This is a genomic window from Streptomyces sp. NPDC049887 (assembly GCF_040656535.1).
Taxonomy (GTDB): Bacteria; Actinomycetota; Actinomycetes; order Streptomycetales; family Streptomycetaceae; genus Streptomyces.
The window spans coordinates 157,325-182,852 of the sequence record NZ_JBFAMM010000009.1 but is presented as its reverse complement, the minus strand read 5'-3'; the positions used below and the strand labels follow the sequence as shown (position 1 = coordinate 182,852).

The 25,528-nt window shown below is 72.4% G+C and carries 20 protein-coding genes; 10 read left to right on the top strand and 10 right to left on the bottom strand.

Annotated features, from left to right (window positions below):
• Window positions 1-9: 9 nt before the first annotated feature.
• Window positions 10-1,671: a phenylacetic acid degradation protein PaaN gene (gene paaN / locus AB0J10_RS14160; RefSeq protein ID WP_363061252.1), complete on the bottom strand. Its 1,662-nt coding sequence runs from the start codon at window positions 1,669-1,671 to the stop codon at window positions 10-12.
• Between the two features lie 124 nt (window positions 1,672-1,795).
• Between paaN and AB0J10_RS14155 the strand changes: the two genes are divergently transcribed.
• Together AB0J10_RS14155 and AB0J10_RS14150 are read left to right on the top strand one after the other, a co-directional pair.
• Window positions 1,796-3,346, top strand: coding sequence for a 3-hydroxyacyl-CoA dehydrogenase (locus AB0J10_RS14155; RefSeq protein WP_363061250.1), 1,551 nt, complete (start codon window positions 1,796-1,798; stop codon window positions 3,344-3,346).
• Entirely contained in the window at window positions 3,343-3,936 is a 594-nt protein-coding gene (locus tag AB0J10_RS14150) for a TetR/AcrR family transcriptional regulator (RefSeq protein ID WP_363061248.1), read from the top strand. Before AB0J10_RS14155 ends, AB0J10_RS14150 begins: the two co-directional genes overlap by 4 nt.
• Window positions 3,937-4,117: 181 nt before the next feature.
• Here AB0J10_RS14150 and AB0J10_RS14145 read toward each other — a convergent pair whose 3' ends face one another.
• Window positions 4,118-4,633, bottom strand: a complete 516-nt coding sequence (locus tag AB0J10_RS14145; protein ID WP_363061390.1) for an Lrp/AsnC family transcriptional regulator — start codon at window positions 4,631-4,633, stop codon at window positions 4,118-4,120.
• Between the two features lie 214 nt (window positions 4,634-4,847).
• On the opposite strand from AB0J10_RS14145, the gene pdhA reads away from it, so the two are divergent.
• From pdhA to AB0J10_RS14110, 7 genes are all read left to right on the top strand, one after another.
• Complete coding sequence (pdhA, locus tag AB0J10_RS14140) at window positions 4,848-6,008, top strand: pyruvate dehydrogenase (acetyl-transferring) E1 component subunit alpha (RefSeq protein ID WP_363061388.1); 1,161 nt, start codon at window positions 4,848-4,850, stop codon at window positions 6,006-6,008.
• Entirely contained in the window at window positions 6,005-7,018 is a 1,014-nt protein-coding gene (locus AB0J10_RS14135) for an alpha-ketoacid dehydrogenase subunit beta (protein WP_269729393.1), read from the top strand. Before pdhA ends, AB0J10_RS14135 begins: the two co-directional genes overlap by 4 nt.
• Complete coding sequence (locus AB0J10_RS14130; RefSeq protein ID WP_363061245.1) at window positions 7,018-8,550, top strand: dihydrolipoamide acetyltransferase family protein; 1,533 nt, start codon at window positions 7,018-7,020, stop codon at window positions 8,548-8,550. Before AB0J10_RS14135 ends, AB0J10_RS14130 begins: the two co-directional genes overlap by 1 nt.
• A gap of 76 nt (window positions 8,551-8,626) precedes the next feature.
• The gene (locus AB0J10_RS14125) at window positions 8,627-9,562 is read left to right on the top strand and encodes an NTP transferase domain-containing protein (RefSeq protein WP_363061243.1); all 936 of its coding nucleotides are present in this window, start codon (window positions 8,627-8,629) and stop codon (window positions 9,560-9,562) included.
• The gene (locus AB0J10_RS14120) at window positions 9,559-10,995 is read left to right on the top strand and encodes a molybdopterin-binding protein (protein ID WP_363061241.1); all 1,437 of its coding nucleotides are present in this window, start codon (window positions 9,559-9,561) and stop codon (window positions 10,993-10,995) included. Before AB0J10_RS14125 ends, AB0J10_RS14120 begins: the two co-directional genes overlap by 4 nt.
• A gap of 20 nt (window positions 10,996-11,015) precedes the next feature.
• The gene (locus AB0J10_RS14115; RefSeq protein ID WP_363061386.1) at window positions 11,016-12,092 is read left to right on the top strand and encodes a potassium channel family protein; all 1,077 of its coding nucleotides are present in this window, start codon (window positions 11,016-11,018) and stop codon (window positions 12,090-12,092) included.
• Window positions 12,093-12,102: 10 nt separating this feature from the next.
• Window positions 12,103-13,095, top strand: a complete 993-nt coding sequence (locus AB0J10_RS14110; protein WP_363061239.1) for an NAD(P)H-quinone oxidoreductase — start codon at window positions 12,103-12,105, stop codon at window positions 13,093-13,095.
• Window positions 13,096-13,231: 136 nt separating this feature from the next.
• Here the strand turns inward: AB0J10_RS14110 and AB0J10_RS14105 are convergent, their stop codons facing one another.
• From AB0J10_RS14105 to AB0J10_RS14080, 6 genes are all read right to left on the bottom strand, one after another.
• Window positions 13,232-13,768, bottom strand: coding sequence for a bacterial proteasome activator family protein (locus tag AB0J10_RS14105; RefSeq protein ID WP_363061237.1), 537 nt, complete (start codon window positions 13,766-13,768; stop codon window positions 13,232-13,234).
• A gap of 107 nt (window positions 13,769-13,875) precedes the next feature.
• Window positions 13,876-16,734: an ABC transporter permease gene (locus AB0J10_RS14100; RefSeq protein WP_363061235.1), complete on the bottom strand. Its 2,859-nt coding sequence runs from the start codon at window positions 16,732-16,734 to the stop codon at window positions 13,876-13,878.
• Entirely contained in the window at window positions 16,731-17,480 is a 750-nt protein-coding gene (locus tag AB0J10_RS14095; RefSeq protein WP_363061233.1) for an ABC transporter ATP-binding protein, read from the bottom strand. Before AB0J10_RS14095 ends, AB0J10_RS14100 begins: the two co-directional genes overlap by 4 nt.
• A gap of 218 nt (window positions 17,481-17,698) precedes the next feature.
• Complete coding sequence (locus AB0J10_RS14090) at window positions 17,699-18,313, bottom strand: PadR family transcriptional regulator (protein ID WP_363061231.1); 615 nt, start codon at window positions 18,311-18,313, stop codon at window positions 17,699-17,701.
• A gap of 188 nt (window positions 18,314-18,501) precedes the next feature.
• Window positions 18,502-19,431, bottom strand: a complete 930-nt coding sequence (locus AB0J10_RS14085; RefSeq protein WP_363061229.1) for a hypothetical protein — start codon at window positions 19,429-19,431, stop codon at window positions 18,502-18,504.
• A 221-nt stretch (window positions 19,432-19,652) separates the two neighbouring features.
• A complete protein-coding gene (locus AB0J10_RS14080; protein WP_363061227.1) occupies window positions 19,653-21,272 on the bottom strand; it encodes a protein kinase in 1,620 nt (539 codons plus the stop codon).
• 311 nt (window positions 21,273-21,583) lie between these two features.
• Here AB0J10_RS14080 and AB0J10_RS14075 point away from each other — a divergent pair, with 311 nt between their 5' ends.
• The gene (locus AB0J10_RS14075) at window positions 21,584-23,212 is read left to right on the top strand and encodes a protein kinase (protein ID WP_363061225.1); all 1,629 of its coding nucleotides are present in this window, start codon (window positions 21,584-21,586) and stop codon (window positions 23,210-23,212) included.
• Between the two features lie 28 nt (window positions 23,213-23,240).
• Here the strand turns inward: AB0J10_RS14075 and AB0J10_RS14070 are convergent, their stop codons facing one another.
• Both AB0J10_RS14070 and AB0J10_RS14065 read right to left on the bottom strand, forming a co-directional pair.
• Window positions 23,241-24,299: a phosphotransferase gene (locus tag AB0J10_RS14070; protein ID WP_363061223.1), complete on the bottom strand. Its 1,059-nt coding sequence runs from the start codon at window positions 24,297-24,299 to the stop codon at window positions 23,241-23,243.
• A 274-nt stretch (window positions 24,300-24,573) separates the two neighbouring features.
• Entirely contained in the window at window positions 24,574-25,233 is a 660-nt protein-coding gene (locus tag AB0J10_RS14065) for a response regulator transcription factor (RefSeq protein ID WP_363061221.1), read from the bottom strand.
• Window positions 25,234-25,528: the final 295 nt, after the last annotated feature.

Here is a 25,528-nt window from a genome sequence, read left to right as displayed (position 1 = left end):
AGCCGGCGGTCAGGACTGGCGCCGGATCTCCACCATGCGGAAGCGGTTCGACACGAAGGCGCCGTCGCACAGGGACGCGTTGGCCGCGGGGTTGCCGCCGGAGCCGTGGAAGTCCGAGAACGCCGCCGTCTGGTTCACATAGACGCCGCCCGTGAGGTTCAGGGAGAGCTGCGCCGACTCCTCCAGGCAGACCTCCTCGACCGCCCGCTCGGTCTCCGCCGAGGTCGTGTACGCGGCGACCGTCATCGCGCCCTTGTCGCGCACCGTGCGGCGCAACAGCTCCAGTGCGTCGTTCGTCGAGTCGACCGCGACGGCGAAGGAGACCGGGCCGAAGCACTCGGACATGAACGACGCCTCGTCGTCCGGCTTGGCACCGTCCAGCTTCACGATCACGGGTGTGCGCACGACGGCGCCGGGAAACTCCGGATTGGGCACCTCGCGGGAGGCCAGCGCCACCTCGCCCAGCCCGGCCGCGGCCTCGAGCCGGGCCTTCACATCCGGGTTCACCAGGGCGCCCAGCAGGGCGTTCGCCCGGCCGTCGTCGCCGAGCAGACCGCTCACGGAGGCCGCGAGATCGGCGACGACCTCGTCGTACGACTTGGGGCCGGCGTCCGTGGTGATGCCGTCGCGCGGAATGAGCAGGTTCTGCGGTGTGGTGCACATCTGGCCGCTGTACAGGGACAGCGAGAACGCCAGGTTCGACAGCATCCCCTTGTAGTCGTCGGTGGAGTCGATCACCACCGTGTTGACGCCGGCCTTCTCCGTGTAGACCTGGGCCTGGCGGGCGTTCTCCTCCAGCCAGTCGCCGAACTCGGTCGACCCGGTGTAGTCGATGATCCTGATCTCCGGGCGGAGCGCGAGCGTCCTGGCGATTCCCTCGCCGGGGCGCTCGGCGGCCAGGGCCACCAGGTTCGGGTCGAAGCCCGCCTCGCCCAGTACCTCACGGGCGATCCGGACCGTCATGGCGAGGGGGAGGACCGCGCGCGGGTGGGGCTTCACCAGCACGGGGTTGCCGGTGGCCAGCGAGGCGAACAGGCCCGGATAGCCGTTCCACGTCGGGAAGGTGTTGCAGCCGATCAGCAGCGCGATGCCGCGGGGGGCGGCCGTGAAGACCTTCCGCAGCTCCAGCGGGTCCCGCTTGCCCTGGGGCTTGGACCAGTCGGCGGTCTGCGGCGTGCGCGTCTGCTCCTCGTAGGCGTACGCCACCGCCTCCAGACCGCGGTCCTGGGCGTGCGGGCCGCCGGCCTGGAGCGCCATCATGAACGCCTGGCCGCTGGTGTGCATGACCGCATGGGCGAACTCGTGGGTGCGGGCGCTGATCCGCGAAAGGATCTCCAGGCAGACCAGGGCGCGCGTCTCCGGGCCCGCGTCGCGCCAGGCCGCCATGCCCGCGCGCATCGCGGGCAGCAGGACGTCGAGGTCCGGGTGCGGATACTCGATTCCCAGCTCCGGTCCGTACGGCGACACCTCCCCGCCGGTCCAGCCGTCGGTGCCGGGCTGGTCGAGCTCGAAACGCGAGCCGAGCATGGCCTGGTACGCCGCGAGGCCGTCGGCCGCGCCGGTCTCGCCGTACGCCTTCGGATGCTCGGGGTGGGGCGACCAGTACGCCCGGGTGCGGATCGTCTCGAGAGCCCGGTCGAGCGTCGGCCGGTGGGTCTCGGTCAGCTGCATGGAAGACCAACTCCTCGGTGAGCTGGGCAGGGGAACGCGGACAGAGTTAGAGTAACCGAACGATCGGTCGGGACAAGGGGGGTCCGCGGATCCTGTGGATGACTCGTAGGGGAGGATCACTGCCATGACCGTCACCGACGCCTCCGGCGGCCCGAGCGGCACCGACGCCATCGCCCCCGGCCGCACCGTCGCCGTTGTGGGCGCCGGCACCATGGGCCAGGGCATCGCGCAGGTCGCGCTGCTCGCCGGCCATCGTGTGCGCCTCTACGACGTCGCCCCCGGTCAGGCGGAGTCCGGCGCGGGCGCGATCCTGACCCGCCTGGAGCGGCTGGTCGAGAAGGGCCGGCTGGCCGAGGAGGCCCGCGGCGGGGCGGCCCTCCGGCTGACGCGCACGACGGAGATCGCCGAGCTCGCGGACAGCGCGCTCGTCATCGAGGCCGTCGTCGAGGACCTGGCCGTCAAGCAGGAGCTCTTCCGCGCGATCGAGGAGGTCGTCGCCGACGACTGCCTCCTCGCCACCAACACCTCCTCCCTGTCCGTCACGGCCGTCGCGGGCGCGCTGCGACTGCCGGGACGCTTCGTGGGACTGCACTTCTTCAACCCGGCGCCGCTTCTGCCGCTGGTCGAGGTGGTCAGCGGCTTCGCCACCGACGAGGACACGGCCGCCCGCGCCCACGAGACGGCGAAGGCTTGGGGCAAGACCCCGGTCCGCTGCGCGGACACCCCCGGGTTCATCGTCAACCGCATCGCCCGGCCGTTCTACGCCGAGGCCTTCGCCGTCCACGAGGAGCGCGGCGCCGACCCCGCCACCATCGACGCGGTCCTGCGCGAGTGCGGCGGATTCAGGATGGGCCCGTTCGAGCTCACCGACCTGATCGGCCAGGACGTCAACGAGGCGGTCACCCGCTCCGTGTGGGAGTCGTTCTTCCGGAGTCCCAAGTTCGCCCCGTCGCTCGCCCAGCGCCGCCTCGTGGAGTCGGGCCGCCTGGGACGCAAGTCGGGCCGCGGGTGGTACGCCTACGAGGACGGCGGTGAGCGCCCCGAACCGCACACCGCCCCGGCGACCGAGCCCCCGCCGCACATCACGGTGGAGGGCGACCTGGGGCCGGCCGGGGCCCTGATCACGCTGTGCCGGGAGGCCGGCATCACGGTGCACGAGGAGGACGAGGACCGCGGGACCCGCATCCTGCTTCCGAGCGGCGGGCAGCTCGCGCTCGCGGACGGGCAGACGTCGGCGGAGTTCCGTGACATCGTCTACTTCGACCTGGCCCTCGACTACCGGTCGGCGACCAGGATCGCCCTGTCAGCGTCGGAGGTCACCGGCTGGGAGACGCTGCGGCAGTCGATCGGCCTCTTCCAGGCGCTCGGCAAGAAGGTCAGCGTCATCGGCGACGTGCCCGGCATGATCGTCGCGCGGACGGTCGCGATGCTCGTGGACGCCGCGGCCGACGCCGTCGCCAAGGGGGTCGCGTCCCCGGAGGACATCGACACCGCCATGCGGCTCGGGGTCAACTACCCGGTCGGCCCGGTGGAATGGGGCCACCGGCTGGGCCGCGCCTGGGCCCACGAGCTCCTCGACGAGCTCCATGCGCGCGTGCCGACGGGCCGCTATGCGCCGTCACTGGGCCTCTATCGCCAGTCGTACGTCCGGATGAAGGGCGAGCAGGCCTCATGACGACCGCGAAGCGCGACACGTACACCCCGGAGACGCTGCTGTCCGTCGCCGTCGGGGTCTTCAACGAACGCGGCTACGACGGCACCTCCATGGAGCATCTCTCCAAGGCCGCGGGCATCTCCAAGTCTTCGATATACCACCACGTGGCCGGCAAGGAGGAACTGCTGAGGCGGGCCGTCAGCCGCGCCCTCGACGGGCTCTTCGGGATCCTCGAGGAGCCGGGCTCGACCCGTGGACGGGCGCTGGAACGGGTGGAGTACGTGACCCGCCGGACCGTCGAGGTGCTGATGGCGGAGCTGCCCTACGTCACGCTGCTGCTGCGGGTCCGGGGCAACACCAGGACCGAGCGGTGGGCCATGGAGCGGCGCCGCGAGTTCGACCACCGGGTCGCCGATCTGCTCAAGGCGGCCGCGGCGGACGGCGACCTGCGCGCGGACGTGGACGCGAGACTGGCGACGCGGCTGCTGTTCGGCATGGTCAATTCCCTGGTGGAGTGGTACAGGCCGCAGGCAGGTACCGGTTACGACCGACAGCAGGTCGCGGACGCGGTGGTCCGGCTGGCCTTCGACGGGCTGCGCACGGCCCCCTGAGCCAGGGGCCCGCGCACCCGCACCGCGGGCGTGCGGCGTCGTGCGCCACGGGGAGTGCGGCGTCGCGGGCCCGGATCGTGCCCGGGTCCGGTGGTGCTCCGGGGCCGCACGGCCTCGCCCCGGTCCGGCATGTCGGGGCACCGCAGCGGGCGGGGTGCGGCGGCTGGGGCCGGTCCGGTCCTCAGCGCGCCGGGTCAGGATCCAGGTCCGTCTCCTCGAAGACCAGCAGTGTGCGGGTGGAGAGCACCTCGGGGATCGCCTGGAGCCTGGTCAGCACGAGTTCGCGCAGGGTGCGGTTGTCCGGCGTGTGGACCAGGAGCAGCACGTCGAAGTCGCCGCTGACCAGCGCTATGTGGGCGGCCCCTGGGAGTTCCTGGAGCTGCTCGCGCACCGTCCGCCAGGAGTTCTGGACGATCTTGAGGGTGATGTAGGCCGAGGCGCCGTGGCCGGCGCGCTCGTGGTTCACCCGTGCGCTGAAGCCCCGGATCACTCCGTCGTCGATCAGCCGGTTGATGCGTGCGTAGGCGTTGGCCCGCGACACGTGGACGCGTTCGGCCACGGACCGTATCGAGGCGCGGCCGTCCGTCTGGAGGATGCGGAGGATGTCGCGGTCGATCGCGTCCAGGGTGCGCGCCGGCGGCGCCTGGTCCGCGCCGGGCACCGCTTCGTAGACCGTGCGGTCCCCGTCGTCGGCCATTTGTTCAGCTGTCACGTCCCCCCACCTTTCCGCCGTGGACGACCTGCTCCTATCCCAGGCTGTGGAGAACCGTTTGTCCACAGGCTGAAGGTGCCTGTAGCCAAAATGCGCCCACGACCGAACAATCGGTAGGTGAGGCGCCTCACACTCCGCGCCCTTCATGGGTCCTTATGCCCGCTCCCACGAGGAGGTGCTCGCGTTGAAGAAGAGCAGCATGACGGTCCAGGAGCGGCCGGGTGCGGCCTACCGGCCCACCCCGCCGCCCGCCTGGAAGCCGCGCACCGACCCTGCGCCGCTGCTTCCCGACCCGGAGCCGTACCGGGTCCTCGGCACCGACGCCGCGGCCGGTGCCGACCCCGAGCTGCTTCTGCGGCTGTACGCGGAGCTGGTCCGCGGCCGCAGGTACAACGCGCAGGCGACCGCCCTCACCAAGCAGGGCAGGCTCGCCGTGTATCCGTCGAGCACCGGTCAGGAGGCCTGCGAGGTCGCCGCCGCCCTCGCGCTGGAGGAGCGCGACTGGCTGTTCCCCAGCTACCGGGACACCCTCGCCGCCGTGGCCCGCGGGCTCGACCCGGTGCAGGCACTGACGCTGCTGCGCGGCGACTGGCACACCGGTTACGACCCGTACGAGCACCGCATCGCCCCGCTGTCCACCCCGCTCGCCACCCAGCTCCCGCACGCCGTGGGTCTGGCCCACGCCGCGCGGCTCAAGGGCGACGACGTCGTGGCGCTCGCCATGGTCGGCGACGGCGGCACCAGCGAGGGCGACTTCCACGAGGCGCTCAACTTCGCCGCCGTCTGGCGAGCGCCGGTCGTCTTCCTCGTGCAGAACAACGGCTTCGCGATCTCCGTGCCGCTGTCCAAGCAGACCGCGGCCCCGTCCCTCGCGCACAAGGCCGTGGGGTACGGAATGCCCGGCCGGCTCGTCGACGGCAACGACGCGGCGGCTGTGCACGAGGTGCTCGCCGAAGCCGTCGCACGGGCCCGGCGGGGCGGCGGCCCGACCCTGGTCGAGGCGATCACCTACCGCATCGACGCGCACACGAATGCCGATGACGCCACCCGGTACCGGGGCGAGAGCGAGGTCGACGCCTGGCGCGAGCACGACCCGATCCGGCTGCTGGAGACGGAGCTGACGGGCCGGGGGCTGCTCGACGGGGACGGAGTGGCCGAGGCCGCCGAGGCCGCCGAGGCGATGGCCGCCCGGCTGAGGGAGCGGATGAACGCGGATCCGGTGCTGAACCCGATGGACCTGTTCGAGCACGTCTACGCCGAGCAGACCAGTCAGCTGCGGGAGCAGGCCGCGCAGCTGCGGGCCGAGCTGGACGCCGAGAGCGGAGAGGGCGCCCACGGCGCGGAGGGTGACGCACGATGAGCACGGCAACCGCACGGCAGGCCAAGCCGGCCACGATGGCGCAGGCCCTCCAGCGCGCCATGCGCGACGCCATGGCCGAGGACCCGACCGTCCACGTCATGGGCGAGGACGTCGGCACCCTCGGCGGGGTCTTCCGGGTCACGGACGGGCTCGCCAAGGAGTTCGGCGAGGACCGGTGCACCGACACCCCGCTGGCGGAGGCGGGCATCCTCGGCACGGCCGTCGGCATGGCGATGTACGGGCTGCGTCCCGTCGTCGAGATGCAGTTCGACGCCTTCGCCTACCCGGCGTTCGAGCAACTGATCAGCCATGTCTCCCGGATGCGGAACCGGACGCGCGGGGCGATGCCGCTGCCGATCACCGTGCGGGTGCCCTACGGCGGCGGGATCGGCGGCGTCGAGCACCACAGCGACTCCTCCGAGGCGTACTACATGGCGACTCCGGGGCTCCATGTCGTCACGCCGGCGACGGTCGAGGACGCGTACGGACTGCTGCGGGAGGCCATCGCCTCCGACGACCCCGTGGTCTTTCTGGAACCGAAGCGGCTTTACTGGTCCAAGGCCGACTGGTCGCCGGACGCCCCGGCGGCCGTGGAACCCATCGGCCGCGCGGTGGTGCGCCGCCAGGGGCGCAGCGCCACGCTCATCACCTACGGTCCCTCCGTGCCGGTCTGTATGGAGGCGGCGGAGGCCGCCGAGGCCGAGGGCTGGGACCTGGAGGTCGTGGATCTGCGTTCGCTCGTGCCGTTCGACGACGAGACCGTGTGCGCCTCCGTGCGCCGCACGGGCCGGGCCGTCGTCGTCCACGAGTCGACGGGCTTCGGCGGTCCTGGCGGCGAGATCGCGGCCAGGGTGACCGAGCGCTGCTTCCACCATCTGGAGGCCCCCGTGCTGAGGGTGGCCGGTTTCGACATTCCCTATCCGCCGCCGATGCTGGAGCGTCACCACCTGCCGGGTGTGGACCGGGTACTGGACGCCGTGGCACGGCTGCAGTGGGAGGCGGAGAGCTGATGGCCCAGGTGCTCGAATTCAGGCTGCCGGACCTCGGTGAGGGCCTGACCGAGGCGGAGATCGTCCGCTGGCTGGTGGACGTGGGCGATGTCGTCGCCGTCGACCAGCCGGTCGTCGAGGTCGAGACGGCCAAGGCGATGGTCGAGGTGCCCTGCCCGTACGCGGGTGTGGTCACGCAGCGCTTCGGTGACGAAGGGGCGGAGCTTCCCGTCGGGGCTCCCCTTCTCACCGTCGCGGTGGGCGCCACGGAGCCCGCCCCCGGCGGCTCCGCCGAGGGCGCCGGCACCGCCGCGGGCCAGGAGGCGGAGTCCTCGGGCAATGTCCTGGTGGGCTACGGCACGGGCGCACCGGCGGCACGCCGCCGGAGGGTCCGCCCGTCGGCACTCACCGGTGGCAGGCCCGCCGCCACGGGCGACACACGTACCGTGAGCGGTCCGGAACCCGTCGCGTCGGGTCCCGGGCCCGTGCCCGGGGGGACGCCCGGGGCGTCCTCCGCGGGGCGCGAACCGGTCTGGGACAGCGCAGTGGAGAGCCCGGCGCCCGACGCGCCGCGCGGCACCCCCGCCCTGGGCGACGCCGTCCTCGAGGCCGTCCCGTCCGCCCACGAGGGCCCGGTCGCGGTCATCTCGCCGCTGGTGCGGCGGTTGGCCCGGGACAACGGGGTCGATCTGCGGGCGCTGCGGGGATCCGGGCCGGACGGTCTGATCCTGCGCGTGGACGTGGAGCACGCCGTACGGGCCCGTGCCGGCGCGGCCGACCAGCACGTAGCACCACAGCCGCCGGTCGCCGCCACCCCCGGCACCGAGCCCGCTACAGCGCCGGCCGCCGCGCGCGGTCCGGCCACCGGTGAGCGGATTCCGCTGCGCGGGGTGCGCGGCGCCGTCGCGGACAAGCTGTCCCGCAGCCGCCGGGAGATCCCGGACGCGACCTGCTGGGTCGACGCGGACGCCACCGAACTCATGGCCGCCCGCACGGCCATGAACGCGGCGGGCGGGCCGAAGATCTCGCTGCTCGCCCTGCTGGCCCGTATCTGCACGGCGGCGCTCGCCCGCCACCCGGAGCTCAACTCCACGGTGGATCTCGACACGAGGGAGATCGTGCGGCTGCCCGGGGTCCATCTCGGCTTCGCCGCCCAGACCGAGCGGGGCCTGGTGGTCCCGGTCGTCCGGGACGCGCAGGACCGCACGGCGGAGTCGCTCACCGAGGAGTTCGCGCGGCTCACCGACAGGGCCCGCCAGGGCAGCCTCGCTCCGGCCGATCTCACGGGCGGCACGTTCACGCTGAACAACTACGGGGTGTTCGGGGTCGACGGCTCCACGCCGATCATCAACCACCCGGAGGCGGCCATGCTCGGTGTCGGCCGTATCGTGCCCAAGCCCTGGGTGCACGAGGGACAGCTCGCCGTCCGCCAGGTCGTGCAGCTCTCGCTCACGTTCGACCACCGGGTGTGCGACGGAGGCACGGCCGGCGGCTTCCTCCGGTACGTGGCGGACTGCGTGGAGCAGCCCGCGGTGCTGCTGCGCACCCTCTGATCGGGAGGCAGGGCGGGAAATCCGCGTCCGAGGGGCCGAAGGTTCCGTATCGGCGGTCACGGCCCATACTTCTGGGGTGACTGCCGATGCGGAAGCGGACTACGACGCCATCGTGCTCGCCGGAGGCGCCGCCGAGCGGCTCGGTGGCGCGGACAAGCCGGGGGTGAGCGTCGGAGGCCGGACGCTGCTCGACCGGGTGCTGACGGCGAGCCGTGGGGCCGGGCGCACGGTCGTCGTCGGCGGGCGGCGGCCGACCGCGCGCCCGGTGACCTGGACGCGTGAGACCCCGCCGGGCGGCGGGCCGCTCGCCGCGCTCCACGCCGGACTTCGCCGGACCGGCGCCCCCACCGTGGTGGTGCTCTCCGCGGATCTTCCCTTCCTCGACGACGGGACCGTACGGCGGCTGGTCGGTGCCCTCGCCTCCGGAGGGCGGGAGGGCGTGCTCCTCGTCGATGCCGACGGGCGGGACCAGCCGCTCGTCGCGGCGTACCGCGTGGAACCGCTCCATCGCGAACTGGCCCTGATCGCCGCCGAGCACGGTGGTCTCCCAGGGCTGCCGCTGCGGCTGCTGACGGCCGAGCTCGACCTGGACCGGGTGGCCGCCGGACCGATGGCCGCGTACGACTGCGACACCTGGGAGGACATCGTCACGGCCCGGGCCAGGATCAGGGAGCATGGGAATGTGCTGGATGAATGGATCACCGCAGTCAAGGACGAACTCGGCATCGACCTCGAGGTGGACACGGGGCTGCTGCTCGACCTCGCCCGGGACGCCGCCCATGGCGTGGCCCGGCCCGCGGCCCCGCTGACCACCTTCCTCGTCGGCTATGCGGCGGCGAGGGCCGGCGGTGACGATGCCCAGGCGGTCGCCGAGGCGGCCCGCAAGGCCGCGGCGCTCGCCGGACGGTGGGCGGCCGAGGCGGACGGAGCAGCGGCCGGCAGGGCAGGGGCGGACGGACGTGAGGACGGCCGGAACGGTACGGACCGCGGCGACGAGGCCGGCAGCCGATGACCGCACAGGACCACGATCTCGGTGCTTCCGGCGCCACCGGGCCGGACGGCACCGGTGAGCCGGGGCCGGGTCAGGTGCCCCACGGCCGGTCCGGTGGCCATGCCTCCGCCCCGACGACGGAGGGCGACGACGGCGTGGAGGACGCTCTCGCGCTGGTGGGAAGACGGTCGGCGACCTCGCCACGGCATCGGGAGCCGTCCGCGCCGGGACGGGAGGCCCCCCTCGCACAGCGTCGCGGTACACCCTGGGACGAGGCACGCGCCGTCGCGTCCCGCGCCGGAAGTGCCGGGGTGCTGCGCACCCACCGCGATCCCCTCGCCGCCTCCCTCGGCAGGGTGCTCGCCACTCCTCTCACCGCGTTCGTCGATCTGCCGTCGTTCGACACCTCCGCCATGGACGGCTGGGCGGTCGCGGGCCCGGGACCGTGGACGGTGGTGTCCGGCGACAACGGCATACTCGCCGGGCACGGGGAGGCCGGGGCTCTCGCGGACGGTACGGCCGTACGGATCGCGACCGGCGCCCGCGTCCCGCCCGGCGCCACCGCAGTGATCCGCAGCGAGCACGCCCGGACAGACGACAGCGGCCGTCTGCACGCCCAGCGCCGGGTGCTGCACGGTCAGGACATCAGGCCCCGGGGTCAGGAGTGCCGCTCCGGCGACCAGTTGCTGCCCGACGGGACGCTGGTCACCCCTGCCGTACTCGGTCTCGCAGCCGCCGCAGGCTACGACGAACTGCTCACGGTGCTCCGTCCGACGGTGGAGGTGCTCGTCCTGGGCGATGAGCTGCTCACCGAAGGGCTGCCGTACGACGGGCTGATCCGTGATGCGCTCGGGCCGATGATCGGCCCCTGGCTGCGTGCCCTCGGGGCCGACGTGACCGGTACCCGCAGGGTCGGCGACGACGCGGACGCCTTGCAGCGGGCCGTCTCCGAATCCGCCGCCGATCTGGTCATCACCACGGGGGGGACGGCCGCGGGACCGGTCGACCACGTTCATCCGGTGCTGCGCAAGGCGGGTGCCGAGCTGCTGGTCGACGGCGTCGCCGTACGGCCCGGGCATCCGATGCTCCTGGCCAGGCTCGCTCCGGGCAGGCATCTGGTGGGACTGCCCGGAAATCCGCTCGCCGCCGTCTCCGGACTGCTCACGCTCGCGGAGCCCCTGCTGCGCCGGCGGTCCGGGCAGGCAACCCCGGCGCCGTATCGCGCGTCCCTGAGGGACGAGGTCCACGGGCATCCGCAGGACACCCGGCTGGTGCCGGTGGTGCACCGCGGCGACACGGTCGTACCGCTGCACTACCGCGGTCCGGCCATGCTGCGGGGAATCGCCGCCGCGCACGGTCTCGCCGTCGTGCCTCCCGGGGGAGGGCGGCCCGGGGACGAGCTGGAGATCCTCGATCTCCCCTGGCCACCGAGCTCCGAAGGGTGTTTCACGTGAAACTTCCCGGCCATGACGCGATGGCCCGGCAAGCGGACGAACAACTCGCGGTCTCACGGGTGCACCTGCCCAAGCAGACCGTCGAAAGACCGCTGCGACAGGTCACCAAGCGGCTGTTGCTGGCCTTGTTCGTCCTCGTGCTGACGGTCCTCATCGTCTGGCTGGACCGCGGCGGCTACTACGACAACGCCGACAAGAAGGTCGACTTCCTCGACGCGGTCTACTACTCCACCGTGACGCTCTCCACCACGGGTTACGGCGACATCGTCCCGCACAGCGACAGTGCGCGCCTGGTGAACGTGCTGCTGGTGACGCCGCTGCGCGTGCTGTTCCTGATCATCCTGGTCGGTACCACTCTCGAGGTCCTCACGGAACGGACCCGGGAGGAGTGGCGGCTGAACCGTTGGAGGTCCACCTTGCGTGACCACACCGTCGTCATCGGCTTCGGCACGAAGGGGCGTTCCGCACTCCTGACCCTGTGTGCAACGGGTCTGCAGAAGGCACAGGTCGTCATCGTCGACCCCAGCTCCAAGGTGATCGAGGCGGCGAACGCGGACGGATTCACCGGGGTCATCGGGGATGCGACCCGGAGCGATGTGCTGCTCCGGGCCGAGGTGCAGAGGGCACGGCAGATCATCATCGCCACCCAGCGCGACGACACGGCGGTCCTGGTGGCGCTCACCGCTCGGCAGCTCAACCGGGGAGCGAAGATCGTTGCCGCGGTCCGGGAGGAGGAGAACGCGCCTCTGCTGCGCCAGTCCGGCGCCGACGCGGTGATCACCAGCGCCAGCGCGGCGGGCCGGCTCCTCGGGCTGTCCGTGCTCAGCCCGCACGCGGGCACGGTGATGGAGGACCTGATCCAGCAGGGCAGCGGGCTGGATATCGTCGAGCGGCCGGTCATAAAGAGCGAGGTCGGCAAGAACGTCCGGGAAGTGGAAGACCTGGTGGTCAGCGTGTTGCGCGGGCACCGGCTGCTCGGTTACGACGACCCCGAGGCCAGCCCGCTCCAGCTGACGGACCGGGTCATCACCATCGTGCGGGCAACGAAGGCGCTGCCCGGTGCGGTGCGGGGCAGCGGCAACACCAAGCCGGAGTAGCCTCGCGCCCATGTATGCGATCACGATTCCCGAACCAGGTGGTCCCGAGGCGCTGGTCTGGGCGGAGGCACCGGACCCCGAACCCGGCCAGGGGGAGGTCCTCGTCGAGGTTGCCGCGAGCGCGGTCAACCGCGCGGACGTCCTCCAGCGGCAGGGGTTCTACGACCCGCCGCCCGGCGCGTCCCAGTATCCCGGGCTGGAGTGCTCGGGCCGGATCGTGTCCGTCGGCCCCGGAGTCTCAGGCTGGGGTGTGGGCGACGAGGTGTGCGCGCTGCTCTCGGGCGGCGGATACGCGCAGAGGGTGGCCGTGCCCGCCGGCCAGCTGCTCCCGGTGCCCAAAGGCGTCGACCTGATCACGGCGGCGACACTGCCCGAGGTCTCGTGCACCGTCTGGTCCAATGTGTTCATGGTCGCCCATCTGCGGCCCGGGGAGACGCTGCTGGTACACGGCGGCGCCAGCGGTATCGGCACGATGGCCATCCAGTTGGGGAAGGCGGTGGGTGCACGTGTGGCCGTCACCGCCGGGGGGCCGGAGAAGCTGGCGCGCTGCGCCGAGCTGGGCGCCGACATCCTGATCGACTACCGCGAGCAGGACTTCGTCGAGGAACTGCGGAAGGCGACCGACGGGGCAGGCGCCGATGTCGTTCTCGACATCATCGGCGCCAAGTACCTGGACAGGAACGTGCGTGCGCTGGCGGTCAACGGGCGTCTGGCCGTGATCGGGCTGCAGGGCGGGGTGAAGGGCGAGCTGAACCTCGGAATGCTGCTGGGCAAGCGGGGCGCGGTGACCGCGACATCGCTGCGCGGGCGGCCGCTGCACGAGAAGACCGCGATCGTCGCCGCCGTGCGGGAGCACGTCTGGCCGCTGATCGAGGCGGGGGCGGTGAAGCCCGTGGTGGACCGTGCCCTCCCGATGCCGGAGGCGGCCGAGGCGCACCGGATCCTGGAATCCGGCGCCCATGTGGGCAAGGTGCTGCTGGTGGCCCCGGCCGGGCAGCGCTGAACCGGGAGCCCGCCCGGACGGGAGGACCGAACCCTCACCGTCCCGCTCCAGGCCCGTACGGACCGCATACCGATGACGACGGCCCCGCCCCCTTCGCTGCCACTTCCAGGGGGCGGGGCCGCTCTGCGTCAGGGGTTCAGAGGTAGGGGCCCGAGCGCGCGGGGCCGTGGAGGGACTCGTCGTCGGTCGGGGCGCCCGGGGGGAGCGCACGGCGCATCTGCTCCAGCTGGGCCCGGGCCGCCATCTGCTGGGCGAACAGCGCCGTCTGGATTCCGTGGAAGAGCCCCTCGAGCCAGCCGACCAACTGGGCCTGTGCGATACGCAGTTCGGCCTCCGAGGGCACAACCTCGTCGGTGAACGGCAGCGACAGCCGCTCCAGTTCCTCGACCAGTTCCGGGGCCAGCCCCTCCTCGAGCTCCTTCACCGAGCTCGCATGGATCTCCTTGAGCCGGACCCGGCTCGCCTCGTCCAGAGGCGCCGCGCGCACCTCCTCCAGCAACTGCTTGATCATGCTGCCGATCCGCATGACCTTCGCGGGCTGTTCCACCATCTCTGTCACCGGGACCTCGCGAGGCTCGCCGTCACCTTCACCGCCGCCGAGCGCCATCCCGTTCTGTCCCACGATGAGGACCGGGGGGCTCTCCTGCGACCGTTCATTCCTCGGCATCTCCATGCCGTCCATTCTCTCGCACGTGTGGTTCCCCCCACGGTGTGCCCCCGCACCGGGGTGATCCACCCTGGTGCGGGGGCACGATTTCGCCGGGCGCGTCCCTTGCCGGCTCAGGTCGCCTCGCGGCGGGCCAGCGCCCCCCGGGAGCGGGTGACCAGTGCCGCCAGCAGGGCCGCACCGAGCGGCACCGCGACCAACAGGGCGGCCAGCGTCTCCCACGGGATGACGATCGTGGACACCGGCGGCGTCAGGTTCCCGCCCCAGCCGGCATCCAGTGCCTCCTCGTACCACTTGTGCTCCTGGCGGTGCTCGGTGAGCCGCAGGCCCACCGCGGGCAGGACCCCGGCGGCCGAGCCGAGGACCACGCCCATCGCGGCGATGACGCCGCACTGGAAACCGCTCAGCGTGCGACGGACCCGGGGCGGGGCCCCCACGGCCGCCAGCGTCTTGAGGTCGGCCTCCGCGTCGGCCTGCGCGAGACCGGTGGCGATACCGGCCGCCCCGATTGTGATCAGCCCGGCGAAGACGGTCAGGGCCAGCAGGACGATGCTGTTGTCGCTGGTGTAGCCCTCCTCGATGTGCAGGTTGATGTTCGCGGCCGACTTGTCGAGCTCACCGTCGAGCTTCTGGCGCTGCTCGCTGCTGGGCATCCGGTCCGTGGAGTAGTAGGCACCGAGCGGGACGGTGGTCATGCCGGCCGCCCTGGCCGCCGCCGGCGGAAGGATCATGGCCACGCCATAGGCATCGACGTCGTCGGCCGCCTGGTGGACGGGGAAGGACTTGACCGCGCCGGGGACCTCCTTGCCGTTCTCCATCGCCCGGTTCGCAGCCTCCATGTCCGTGATCAGCCGGATGCCGACCGCGCCGTTCCTGTCGAGGTTGCGCCTGTCGAAGGAGACGGCCCTGCCGTCCGCAAGGGCCTTCGCGGCGGCGGGATCGTCGACGGCGAGCACCTTCAGCAGCGTCTCGTCGGCGACGAGCACCCCGCTCTCCGTGTAGGTCATGCCGGAGCTCTGCTTGCACCGCCAGTCCATGGCGAGTGCGCGCCGCTGGGCCTTGGTGAACTTCTCGGAGGGATCCTCTCCGTCGGAGGTGCTCCACAGCGGACACCGGTTCGGCTCGGGGACCACGATCTCGTAGCTGCCGCATTCCTTGCCGCCGCCGAACGGCGGGCAGTTGACGCCCCCGACGACGATCCGGTCCACATCGGCGCGTACGTCCACCGGGAGGTACTTCTGCACCGCGGCGCGGGCCGCCGGCACGTCCCGTCCACCGCCGTCGGCGATGATCATCGAGACCGCGCCGTGCGGGAGCCGCGCCTCGTACGCGGCCTCCGACTGGGCGTCACTACTGGTGGCGTACGTGGCCACGGCGACGGTCCCGGCGACCGCGGCGAGCACGGCGGCCACCGCCGGTGCCGTGCGGCCCCGGTTGCGCACCGCGTCCCGCAGCGCGAGCCGCGGCGACAGCGGCAACCAGCGGCCGGAACGGCCGAAGAGGCCGACCAGCGCGGGCGTCATGGCGACCACGCCGAGCTCCGCGAGGGCGCTGCCGCCCGCGACGATGACGAACTGCTCGGTGAGCAGCGAGCCGTAGAGGGCGATCGCCGCACCGAGCACCACGGCGACCAGTCCGAGCACGGGCAGTACCCGGTTGCTCCGGCGGATACCGCGGCGGCCGGTGAGCGAGGCCAGTACGGTCTGCCGGGAAGCGGTCACCGCGGGGACGATCGCTGCCAGCAGACCGGTGACCACGGCGAGCAGCCCGATGCCGAGCAGTTCGAGAGGACGGATGTCGAAGCTGCCGAAGCGGGCACCGATGTAGTCCTCCAGCAGGGGGCGGAGCGCGAAGGTCAGCACCAGGCCGAGGACCGTTCCCACGAACGCGGAGGCGACGCCGATCACCAGCCCGCCGGCCAGGACGATGGCGCGGACATGGCTGCGATCGCCGCCGTTGGCGCCGACCAGTCCGAGCTGGCGGCGCGAGCGCCGGGCACCCACCGCGAAGGCGGGCCCTGCCAGCAGACAGATCTCCAGCATGGCCAGACCGACGACCGTGCCGACCGCCGCGAGCGCGGCCGCCTGGGCGGCGGTGCTCTGCTCGTAGTTCCTGCTGTCCCAGCCCTGGTGCTCGTACAGCGGTACGTCCGCATCGGCCGGCGGCGAGAGCTGCACGGCGCGCGACAGCACCAGGACGCCCTTGGTGTTGATCTCCTGGACCATGTTCCACGTGAAACCGCCCGCCAGACCCACCAGGTAGCTCGTGGACTTCCCGGTGCCCGGCAGCCCGTCTGCGGCGAGCGCCTTGTCGAGCGGGTCCAGCAGTGCGCCGGGCAGCGCGTTGACCTGGTCGCTCTTCAGCGAGTCCGGCAGTTCGTAGGAGCCGGTGATGGTGTACTCGCGGTCCAGCCCACGCGCCATCAGCTTCGAGCCCACGCTCAGCCCACTGGACTCCAGGAAGTGGGTCGTCGCCGCCACCTCGTCCGGCGACTTCGGGAATCTGCCGCTGATCCGCGTCATGATGCCCTCGGCCAACGGATCGGTGGCCCTGAGCTCCCGGATCTCGGCGCTCAGCAGCCCGTGCGCGGTGCGCAGCTTCCCGGAACCGGACGCGTCCTCGAGGAACTTCGCGCCGGCCGGGAGAGCCTTGCGGACATCCGTGCTGCCCTCGGGCCAGGGCTCGTCCGCGAAGTCCCCCACCGGGTCGTAGCCGTCGCCGTCCGGGGTCTGGTGGATCGGCACACCACGGGTCTGCGCATCTCTCACCTGGGCGTCGGCGCGGCCGAGCTTGCGCTCCAGGGACTGTTCGGTGGAGAGCTCGGCGCTGCGCAGGGTCAGATCGGCGGCGCTCACCCCGAGGATCGGCAGGGCGATCATCGCGAGGACGAGGAAACTGCGTCCCTTGGAGCGGACGGCGTCGCGGCGGGCGATACGCACCGCTGCACGCCAGGAGTGGTACCAGTTCCTCACCGCTCGGCCGCCTGACCGCTCAGCAGGGAGTCCGCGTCGCTGCGGACGGTCTGGTCGACCACCGCGCCGTCACGGAGGAAGACGACCCGGTCCGCCCAGGCGGCGAAGCGGGGCTCATGGGTTACGAGGATGCCCGCCGCTCCCGCGTCGCAGCGGGTGCGCAGCAGTGCGAGGACGGACTCACCGGTCTCGGAGTCCAGAGCGCCGGTCGGTTCGTCGGCGAGCACCAGGCGGCGGTCGCCGACGAGCGCGCGGGCGATGGCCACCCGCTGCTGCTGGCCGCCGGACATCTCGTCGGGGAACCGGTCGGCGAGATGGCCGAGCCCCATCTCGTCGAGGGCCGCGACGGCCTCGTTCCTGGCCTTGCGGGCGGAGTGGCCGTCGAGTTCGCGGGGCAGTGCGATGTTCTCCGCGGCGGTCAGCGCCGGTATGAGGTTGTAGTCCTGGAAGACGTACCCGATGCTGCGTCGGCGCAGCGCGGCGAGTGTCCTGCGGTCGGCGGTGGTGATGTCGGTGTTCTCGACGATCACCTGGCCCGACGTCGGTGTGTCGAGGCCGCCCGCGATCGTCAGCAGCGTGGACTTCCCGGAGCCGGACGGGCCCATGACGGCGACGAGTTCACCGGGGAACACATCGAGGTCGACACCGCGCAGTGCGTGCACTTCGGTGGCGCCGCTGCCGTGCACCCGGGTCAGATTCCGTAGTTGCAGGACGGGCTGCTGAGGCTGGTGGGAATGGTCGGACATGAGAGTTCCCCCTTGGGCGTACGCGTGAGGCGTACGTGAGCGGATGTGGAAGGCGAGTGCCTGGCAGGCACCGGGGCGGGACGGCCCGAACGGGCCTCCGGCGTAGGCCGGGAAAAGGGTTCGAGTGCCGCCTGGCGTACGGCGCTTCCCTCACCCCGCATGGCGCCGGTGGGTCGGCGCCGGACCTGGACGCAGTCCCTGACGAGCAGGGACGGGGCTCAGCCGGGCCTCCTCCGGTGCCCGTGGACGGGTGCCGGAGCGGGGGCGGGTGGGGGTGCGGGCTCCGGATGCTGCTCCGCCGCCGCGGAGAGCCGGATGAGCCGGGCCTCGCAGTGGTCGAGCCAGCGGGCTTCCGCCTCGGTCTGGAAGATGAGCTGCTCCAGCACGAGCAGCCAGGCGATCTCGTCCCGGTCGGCGGGCGCCGGATCCAGCGCCTGGGCCTTGAGACGTGTGTAGTCCTGCATCGCCTTCACGGTGTGGCGGCGCTGGGACTGGATGACGTCGCGGATGTCGACGGCCGGCGCGCCGACCGCCATGGCGAGCTTGATGGCCAGCTCGTCACGCGCGGGGCTGGTCCGGTCGACGGGCCGTTCGAACCAGGCCCGCAGCTCCGTCCGCCCGGCGCCGGTGATGGAGTAGAGCGTGTGGCCGGCCTCGTCCTCGCCGTCCTGCGCGACCATGCCGTCGCGCTCCAGCCGGTTCAGGGTCGTGTAGACCTGGCCCACGTTGAGCGGCCAGGTCGCCCCGGTACGGGATTCGAACTCCGTGCGGAGCTGGGAACCGTAGCGGGGACCGTGTTCGAGGAGGGCGAGGAGCCCGTGCCGGATCGACATACCGAGTATGTATACCGGGTATGCCGACAAGGCCCAACCGCCCTGAGGCGGACGTCCGGCGTAGGCCGTACGGGGGACACACGGACCTGGGGAGGACGACACCGGGGTACGCACCCGGACGAAACGGCACGACGGGCACCGCCCGGACGGGGCGGACCGGAGAGGGCGCGGGAGCGTCGCTGCCCGGCTCAGCCGCGACGCAGCCGCAGCCCCATGTAGCCGAGCCCCAGCCCCATGAGGGCGCAGCCGGCGCCCAGCGTCAGCGCGGGCATCTGCCGTTCGAGCGGCTGGGACACCGAATGCGGGTGGGACCTGCCGGCGGCGGCCGGAGACGCGTCGTCCGTGGGTGCGGGTTCCGTGGGCGAGGGGGAGTCCGGCACGGCGTGGGAGTCGGCCTCGGCCTCGTCGTGCGGCGTCGTGTCCTCCTCGGTCGCGGCCTCTTCCGGGTCGTGGCCGTTCTCGAACCCGTCGGCATGGCCGTCGTGGGCGTCGTGTGGCCGACCGGGGGGTGTCGACGCGCTGGGCGAGGGCGCGGAGGTCCGGCCGGGGCGCGACCGGCCCTCGCCGGCCTGACGCCCGGCCAGCGACGCGGTGGGTGACGGATCGGGCCGCTCGGCGGCCTTCCCGTGCGGTGCGTGCGCCGCCCTGGAGCGTCCGGGGTCCGTCGGCGCATGATCCCGGTCCGTGCCCCCGCCCGATTCCCTGGCGGCGCTGCCCTCGGCCTGCCGGTGCGGTGCGCCGTGCGCCGGGCTGCCGGCGCCGGGTGTCCGCCGGTCAGCGCCGGTGTCGTTCGCGTCTCCGTCCGCAGTCAGGGAACGCCCGCGCTCCTCGCCGTGCGTGCTCCGGCCGTAGCGGGCATCCCCACCGCCGTACGCACCGCGTTCACCGCGTTCACCGCGCTCCTCGCCGCCGTACCGCCCGGACCCGTCGTGCCGGCCGTCCCTGCCGCGCTCGCCGCGCTCGCCGCGCTCGCCGCCCGGCCCACGGCTCTCGGCGTCCCCGCGCGACTCCGCGGAGTGGGTCAGGGGGCCGTCGGCGTAGGCGTACGTGGCGACGGGCAGGGCGAGCACCAGCGCCGCGAGGGTCGTCGCGCAGTGCGTGCGGAGCTTCGGAGTCACGGGGTGACCCCCTCCCGTGCCGGGTCGCCGAGGTTTCGGACTCAGCGTCACATGGCCGGGAACTTCCGGCATCCCGGGCGGAACCGGACCGTCTGACGGGGGGCGGCCCGGCACGCACGCGTGCCGGGCCGCTCACTCCCGACGCGTGCCGGACGGTTCGCTCCCGGGGGTTCGCTCATGGGGCAGGATCCCGCCGTGGTGTGCGGGCGTGTGCCGCGGCCCTAGTACCCCGGGTTCCCCGTGCCGACCGTCAGCTCGAAGGTCTGGTTGCCCGGCACCACGGCGGTGCCCTCCGTCGGGAACTGGTTGATGACCTGGTCCTCGGCGAACTGGGGGTCGTCCTTCTCCGTGACCTTGAACTTCCAGCCCGCGGCCTGCAGGCACGACTTGACGGAGATCACGTCCTTGTAGGTGAAGCTGGGCGCCCGGACCTTCGCCGGGTCGTCGCTGTCCTCCTGCGCGTCCGTGCACTCGTCCGCGTCCATCGTGCGGTTGCGCTCCGGGGGCTTGTGGCCCGCGACGGCCGACTCCGAAACCGACGGGCCGGCGCCGCCCCCGCCCTCGTCGTCACCGCCGTTCAGGGCGAGCGCCGTGATCACGCCGCCGACCGCGAGGAGCGCCACCACGATCGAGCCGACGATCAGCGGCGTGCCCCGCCTGCCGCCGCCGGCCGGTGCGGGGGCGCCGGCCGGCGGGGAGAGCCGGTACGCCGGGGGCACCGGGGCCTGGGTCTGGTACGCCGGGGCCTGCTGCGGATAGCCGTAGCCCGGGGTGGGGCCGTGCACCGGTCCGGGGGCAGGCGTCGACGGGCCGTACGGGCCGGGCTGGTAGGGCTGCTGGACGCTGTGCGGTCCCGGGGCCGGGGCCGACCGGTCCACCGGTGGGAACACCGCGGACGCGACGCCCGAGCCGCTGTTCGTCGTCGGAGCGCCCTGCACGATCACGGGTGCGTGCGTCCGGCCCGCGTCCGCTACCCGCAGGCACTCGTCGCGCATGGCGGCGGCGTTCGGGAAGCGCTCGTTCGGGTTCTTCTTCAGCGCCCGTGCGACCAGGGCGTCCATCGCCGGGGTCACCGAGCGGTTGATGGAGGACGGGGCGACCGGCTCCTCCTGGACGTGCGCGTACGCGATCGCCAGCGGCGAGTCCGCGTCGAACGGCAGCCGGCCCGTCAGCAACTGGAAGAGCATGATGCCCACCGAGTACAGGTCGGAGCGGGCGTCGACGCCGCGTCCGAGGGCCTGTTCGGGAGACAGGTACTGCGGGGTGCCCACGACCATGCCGGTCTGCGTCATCGACGTGACACCCGACTGCATGGCGCGGGCGATGCCGAAGTCCATGACCTTGACGACGCCGCGCTTCGTGATCATCACGTTGCCCGGCTTGATGTCCCGGTGGACCAGCCCCATCTCATGGCTGGTCTCCAGCGCCGCCAGCACATCGGCGGTCACCTTGAGCGCCTTGTCGGCCGGCATCGCGCCGAACTGCCGGGTGTCCTCCTGGAGGACGGAGCCGAGCGGCTTGCCTTCCACGTACTCCATGACGATGTACGGCATCGGCGCGCCGCTCAGTTCGTCCTCGCCGGTGTCGAAGACGGACACGATGTTCGTGTGGGACAACTTGGCGACGGCCTGGGCCTCGCGCCGGAAACGCTCGCGGAAGGACTGTTCCCGGCCGAGTTCGGTGTGGAGCGTCTTGATGGCGACCTGCCGGTCCAGCGCGCTGTCGTACGCGAGGTACACCGACGCCATCCCGCCTTCGCCGAGCAGGTCGCGAAGCTGGTACCGGCCGCCCGCTACCGAACCGCCCGCGTGGCGGCCGCCGTGTGCGCCGTCCTGGCTCATGACTGTGCTTCCCCCTAGGCACGCGCACACCGTGGAGCGGTGGCCGCGGTGATCCGGATTACGTGGCAAGTCTGCCCGAGGGCAGTGACACGTCAAGCCGGGTGCCCGTTCCGTGACCGTACGCACAAGAAGCGTCTCGCAAGCGTTACAGGAACCGGACGTGTGTGCTCCGGCGCACCGGGAACGGGCCCTGCGACCGGTCCATCTCGGACCGGCGTGTCGCCGGGAGCCTGTAGCGTGACGTGTCGAACCACCGAGAGATGCCACTCCCGCGCAGCGCGCGGCGCGGCAAGACACGACGGCGAGGACTGATGGCACCCGAATCCGGACCACATGGCGGCGGAGTGTCGGATGCTGCTGATTCCTGGGGCGTCGGCGGGCTCGTCGGCGACGGCCGGTACCGGCTGACCCACCGGCTGGGCCGGGGCGGTATGGCCGAGGTGTTCGCGGCGGAGGACGTCCGGCTCGGCCGTACCGTCGCCGTGAAGCTGCTCCGGGCCGATCTGGCCGAGGACCCGGTGTCCAAGGCGCGCTTCACGCGCGAGGCCCAGTCCGTCGCGGGCCTCAACCACCATGCCATCGTGGCCGTGTACGACTCCGGCGAGGACGTCGTGGACGGCCAGTCCGTGCCGTACATCGTGATGGAGCTGGTCGAGGGCCACACCATCCGCGATCTGCTGATCAACGCCGAGGCGCCGCCGCCGGAGCAGGCGCTCATCATCGTCTCCGGCGTCCTCGAGGCACTCGCGTACTCGCACCAGCACGGCATCGTCCACCGCGACATCAAGCCGGCGAACGTCATCATCACCAACAGCGGCGCGGTCAAGGTGATGGACTTCGGCATCGCCCGTGCGCTGCACGGCGCTTCGACGACGATGACCCAGACCGGCATGGTCATGGGCACGCCCCAGTACCTCTCGCCGGAGCAGGCGCTCGGCAAGGCCGTCGACCACCGCTCGGACCTGTACGCCACGGGCTGTCTGCTCTACGAACTGCTCGCGCTGCGCCCGCCCTTCACCGGCGAGACACCGTTGTCCGTCGTCTACCAGCACGTCCAGGACATGCCGGTGCCCCCCTCCGAGGTCTCGGACGTGGCCCCGCCGGAGCTGGACGGGCTCGCGATGCGCGCGCTGGCCAAGGACCCCGACGACCGGTTCCAGAGCGCCGAGGAGATGCGGGCGCTCGTGCAGTACGGGCTGCAGATGCTGCAGCAGCAGGGCAGCCACACCGGTGCCTGGAACACCGGCCCGGTCGAGATGCACGAGGGCGGCCACACCCCGGCACAGGGCATGGGCGCGACGGCGGTCATGGGACATCCGCACCACGGGGAGACCTCGAAGGGCCCGCTGCTCCCGCCGCGCAATCCGGAGGACGGCGCGTACGCCGCCGGGCCGGGCGGCGGCAGGAGCGGCAAGGGCAAGGTGTGGCTGTTCGTCGCGCTCGCGGTGATCGCGGTCGTGGCGGGTGTGGCCTTCGCGCTGGACCGGGCGGGCAACCCCGGCACGCAGCCGAGGGACGACCAGAAGGTGTCCGACAGCCCGACCGAGTCCGACCTTTCGCCGACCCCCTCGGAGGAGCAGTCCGAGGAGGAAGAGGAGCCGGACCAGGGCACGAACGGCAACCAGGGCGAATGGCCGCCCAGCGACCGTCCTTCCCGGCAGCAACCGCCGCCGTCGCAGCCGCAGAGCCCGAGCCATGACCCGAGCGACACCCCGTCGGACACCGAGGGCACCACGGACGGGACGACGGAGGGCAACACCAGCGAGGGCACGACGGAGGGCACGACCGAGGGCACGACCGAGGGGACGTCCACCGGCACCTCCACGGGCACGACGGAGGGCACGACCGAGGGGACGTCCACCGGCACCTCCACGGGCACGACGGACGGAGCGACCGAGGGGACGTCCACCGGCACCTCCACCGGAAACACCGGCAACTGACCCGGGGCGGTCCGTCCGGCCGGCGCCGTCACCCGGCGAAGGCCTCGCACACCGCCCGGTACTCCCGGGTCCACCACACCGCCAGGGCCGACACCGCAGGGAACTGCGCGTCGGCCCTTCGGTCGTGCAGCTGGTAGCGCCAGCGCAGTATCCAGAAGTCGTTGAGCCGCTCCCACCACACCCGGTGCACGGCGGCGGCGAGTTCCGTCGCGTCGGCCCCGGCCGCCCGCCGGTAGGCGCGCGCGTAGGCCCGTACCTTCCCGAGCTCCAGCCGGCCCGAGGGCCGGACGAAGAAGATGGCCGCGGCCCTCACCGCCTCCTCGGCCCGCGGCTGGACGCCCAGCCGGTCCCAGTCGACGATCGCGGCCGGCTCCGCACCCCGGTGGTCGCCCCGGTAGAGCAGGTTGAGCGGATGGAAGTCGCCGTGCACCCAGCCCCCGGCGGCGGCCGGCGGCGGCCGCCGGTGCGCATGGCCTTCCAGCAGGGCGCGGCGCTCCAGCAGCCGGTGCTCGGCGAGTGCGTCGAAGCTGTCCCGGGGGCGATGGGCGCGGGCCAGCTCCAGCAGGTCGTCGATGAGGGCGAAGGTCTCCTCGGGGTCCGCGCTCTCGTGCGGCCGCACCGTGGTCCGGCGCCCGCCCGGTTCGACGTCCATGACCCGCTCCAGGCCGGTGTGGACCAGGCCGAGGAGGGCGCCCAGCCGGCGGGACTCGAGGGTGGTGAGCTGGGCCCCGCGGCGATGACGGCCGTCCACCCAGGGGTGGAGGGCGTAGCAGCGGCCGCCGATCACGGCCACCGTGTCGCCGGACCTGTCGGCCACGGGCGGGGCGACGGGAACGCCGAGCGACTGCAGGCGGCGGACCGCCCGGTGCTGGCGGGCGATGGTCTCGCGGTCGGCGGTCGGCTCGTCGACGTGCTGTTTGAGGAAGTAGGCGCCGCGTGTGGTGGCGAGCCGGTAGCCGCGGTTCAGCAGGCCCTGGGTGACGGGTTGGCAGGAGAGGGGTTCGCCGGCGTCCTCGTAGCGGCGCAGCAGCGCGGTGAGAGGGGGTGGGCCGATGAGGGGTGGGGCAATAGCAGATGAGCGCGGCACCCGTCAGATGTTAGATCACCCAGCGTGTCGCTGATGTCGCCGCCCGGGGCGGTCCGGGGTGGCACCGTGACGAGGGGGAGCGTGGGCGCCCGTGGTGCGGGCGTGCACGGGGCGGACGCGTGGCCGGGCCCGGGTGGCGGCCCCGCGGGCGAGGGTCGGCTGTGCGACCGCCGACGAACCGGCCCGGATGCGCCTTCCCGGCCCCCGGACACGCCTCACCCGGACGGCTTCGCGCCGGCCGGGTGGAATCCCGCGCTCCGTGTGTCCGGGCGCCTCAGCGCCGTTCGGCCTGGAGCCGCGCCACGTAAGCGGCCGCCTGGGAGCGCCGTTCCATGCCCAGCTTCGACAGCAGGCCGGAGACGTAGTTCTTGATGGTCTTCTCCGCCAGGTGCAGCCGTTCGCCGATGGCCCGGTTGGTCAGCCCCTCCCCGATCAGGTCCAGGATCCTCCGCTCCTGATCGGTCAGGCTCGCCAGTCTCTCGTCGGTCTTGGGGGCGTTCCCGTTCCGCAGCCGCTCCAGGACGCGCGCGGTGGCGGACGGGTCGAGCAGGGACCTGCCCGCGGCCACGTCCCGCACCGCCGCCAGCAGCTCGGCGCCGCGGATCGCCTTGAGGACGTAGCCCGAGGCTCCCGCCATGATCGCGTCGAAAAGTGCCTCGTCGTCCGCGTACGAGGTGAGCATCAGACATTTGATGTCCTCGTTCCGCGAACGGACCTCCCGGCAGACCTCTACCCCGCTCCCATCGGGGAGGCGCACATCGAGGATCGCCACATCGGGGCGCATCGCAGGGATCCTGACCAGGGCATCTGCCGCCGTGCCGGCCTCACCGACGACCTCGATGTCGTCCTCGGCGGAGAGCAGTTCGTACACGCCGCGACGCACGACCTCATGGTCGTCCACCAGGAATACGGTGATTTTTCCTTCTTCGTGCACGGCCCAAGTCTCACATACTCACTCTTCCCATGCCGGGGTGACCGGGATAACGTGCCCGTGTTCCGGCAGCCGGCAAGGCTGTGACCAGTGGTTGTTCCCGTATTTCTCGATTTACTTGGAAATCCAAGCAAAATCGCAGGTCAAATGGGGTTTCGCAGGAATGCGCCCCACTGGGTAACGTGCCTTTGGCAGGCGCTCGCCGGGGCACCTGTCACGCCTGTTCCCGGCCGAGCCGCACCCACCCCGTGCACCGTAGGGAAACAGGCGAGCCGCACTGGACCCCGGCGGACCCCGG

Coding starts and splice junctions, on each gene's coding strand:
- AB0J10_RS14120 (WP_363061241.1), top strand. CDS start 9,559: ATGACCGCACAGGACCACGATCTCGGTGCTTCCGGCGCCACCGGGCCG.
- AB0J10_RS14135 (WP_269729393.1), top strand. CDS start 6,005: ATGAGCACGGCAACCGCACGGCAGGCCAAGCCGGCCACGATGGCGCAG.
- AB0J10_RS14145 (WP_363061390.1), bottom strand. CDS start 4,633: ATGGCCGACGACGGGGACCGCACGGTCTACGAAGCGGTGCCCGGCGCG.
- AB0J10_RS14105 (WP_363061237.1), bottom strand. CDS start 13,768: ATGGAGATGCCGAGGAATGAACGGTCGCAGGAGAGCCCCCCGGTCCTC.
- AB0J10_RS14095 (WP_363061233.1), bottom strand. CDS start 17,480: ATGTCCGACCATTCCCACCAGCCTCAGCAGCCCGTCCTGCAACTACGG.
- AB0J10_RS14115 (WP_363061386.1), top strand. CDS start 11,016: ATGGCCCGGCAAGCGGACGAACAACTCGCGGTCTCACGGGTGCACCTG.
- AB0J10_RS14075 (WP_363061225.1), top strand. CDS start 21,584: ATGGCACCCGAATCCGGACCACATGGCGGCGGAGTGTCGGATGCTGCT.
- paaN (WP_363061252.1), bottom strand. CDS start 1,671: ATGCAGCTGACCGAGACCCACCGGCCGACGCTCGACCGGGCTCTCGAG.
- AB0J10_RS14155 (WP_363061250.1), top strand. CDS start 1,796: ATGACCGTCACCGACGCCTCCGGCGGCCCGAGCGGCACCGACGCCATC.
- AB0J10_RS14080 (WP_363061227.1), bottom strand. CDS start 21,272: ATGAGCCAGGACGGCGCACACGGCGGCCGCCACGCGGGCGGTTCGGTA.
- AB0J10_RS14150 (WP_363061248.1), top strand. CDS start 3,343: ATGACGACCGCGAAGCGCGACACGTACACCCCGGAGACGCTGCTGTCC.
- AB0J10_RS14110 (WP_363061239.1), top strand. CDS start 12,103: ATGTATGCGATCACGATTCCCGAACCAGGTGGTCCCGAGGCGCTGGTC.
- pdhA (WP_363061388.1), top strand. CDS start 4,848: ATGACGGTCCAGGAGCGGCCGGGTGCGGCCTACCGGCCCACCCCGCCG.
- AB0J10_RS14130 (WP_363061245.1), top strand. CDS start 7,018: ATGGCCCAGGTGCTCGAATTCAGGCTGCCGGACCTCGGTGAGGGCCTG.
- AB0J10_RS14090 (WP_363061231.1), bottom strand. CDS start 18,313: ATGTCGATCCGGCACGGGCTCCTCGCCCTCCTCGAACACGGTCCCCGC.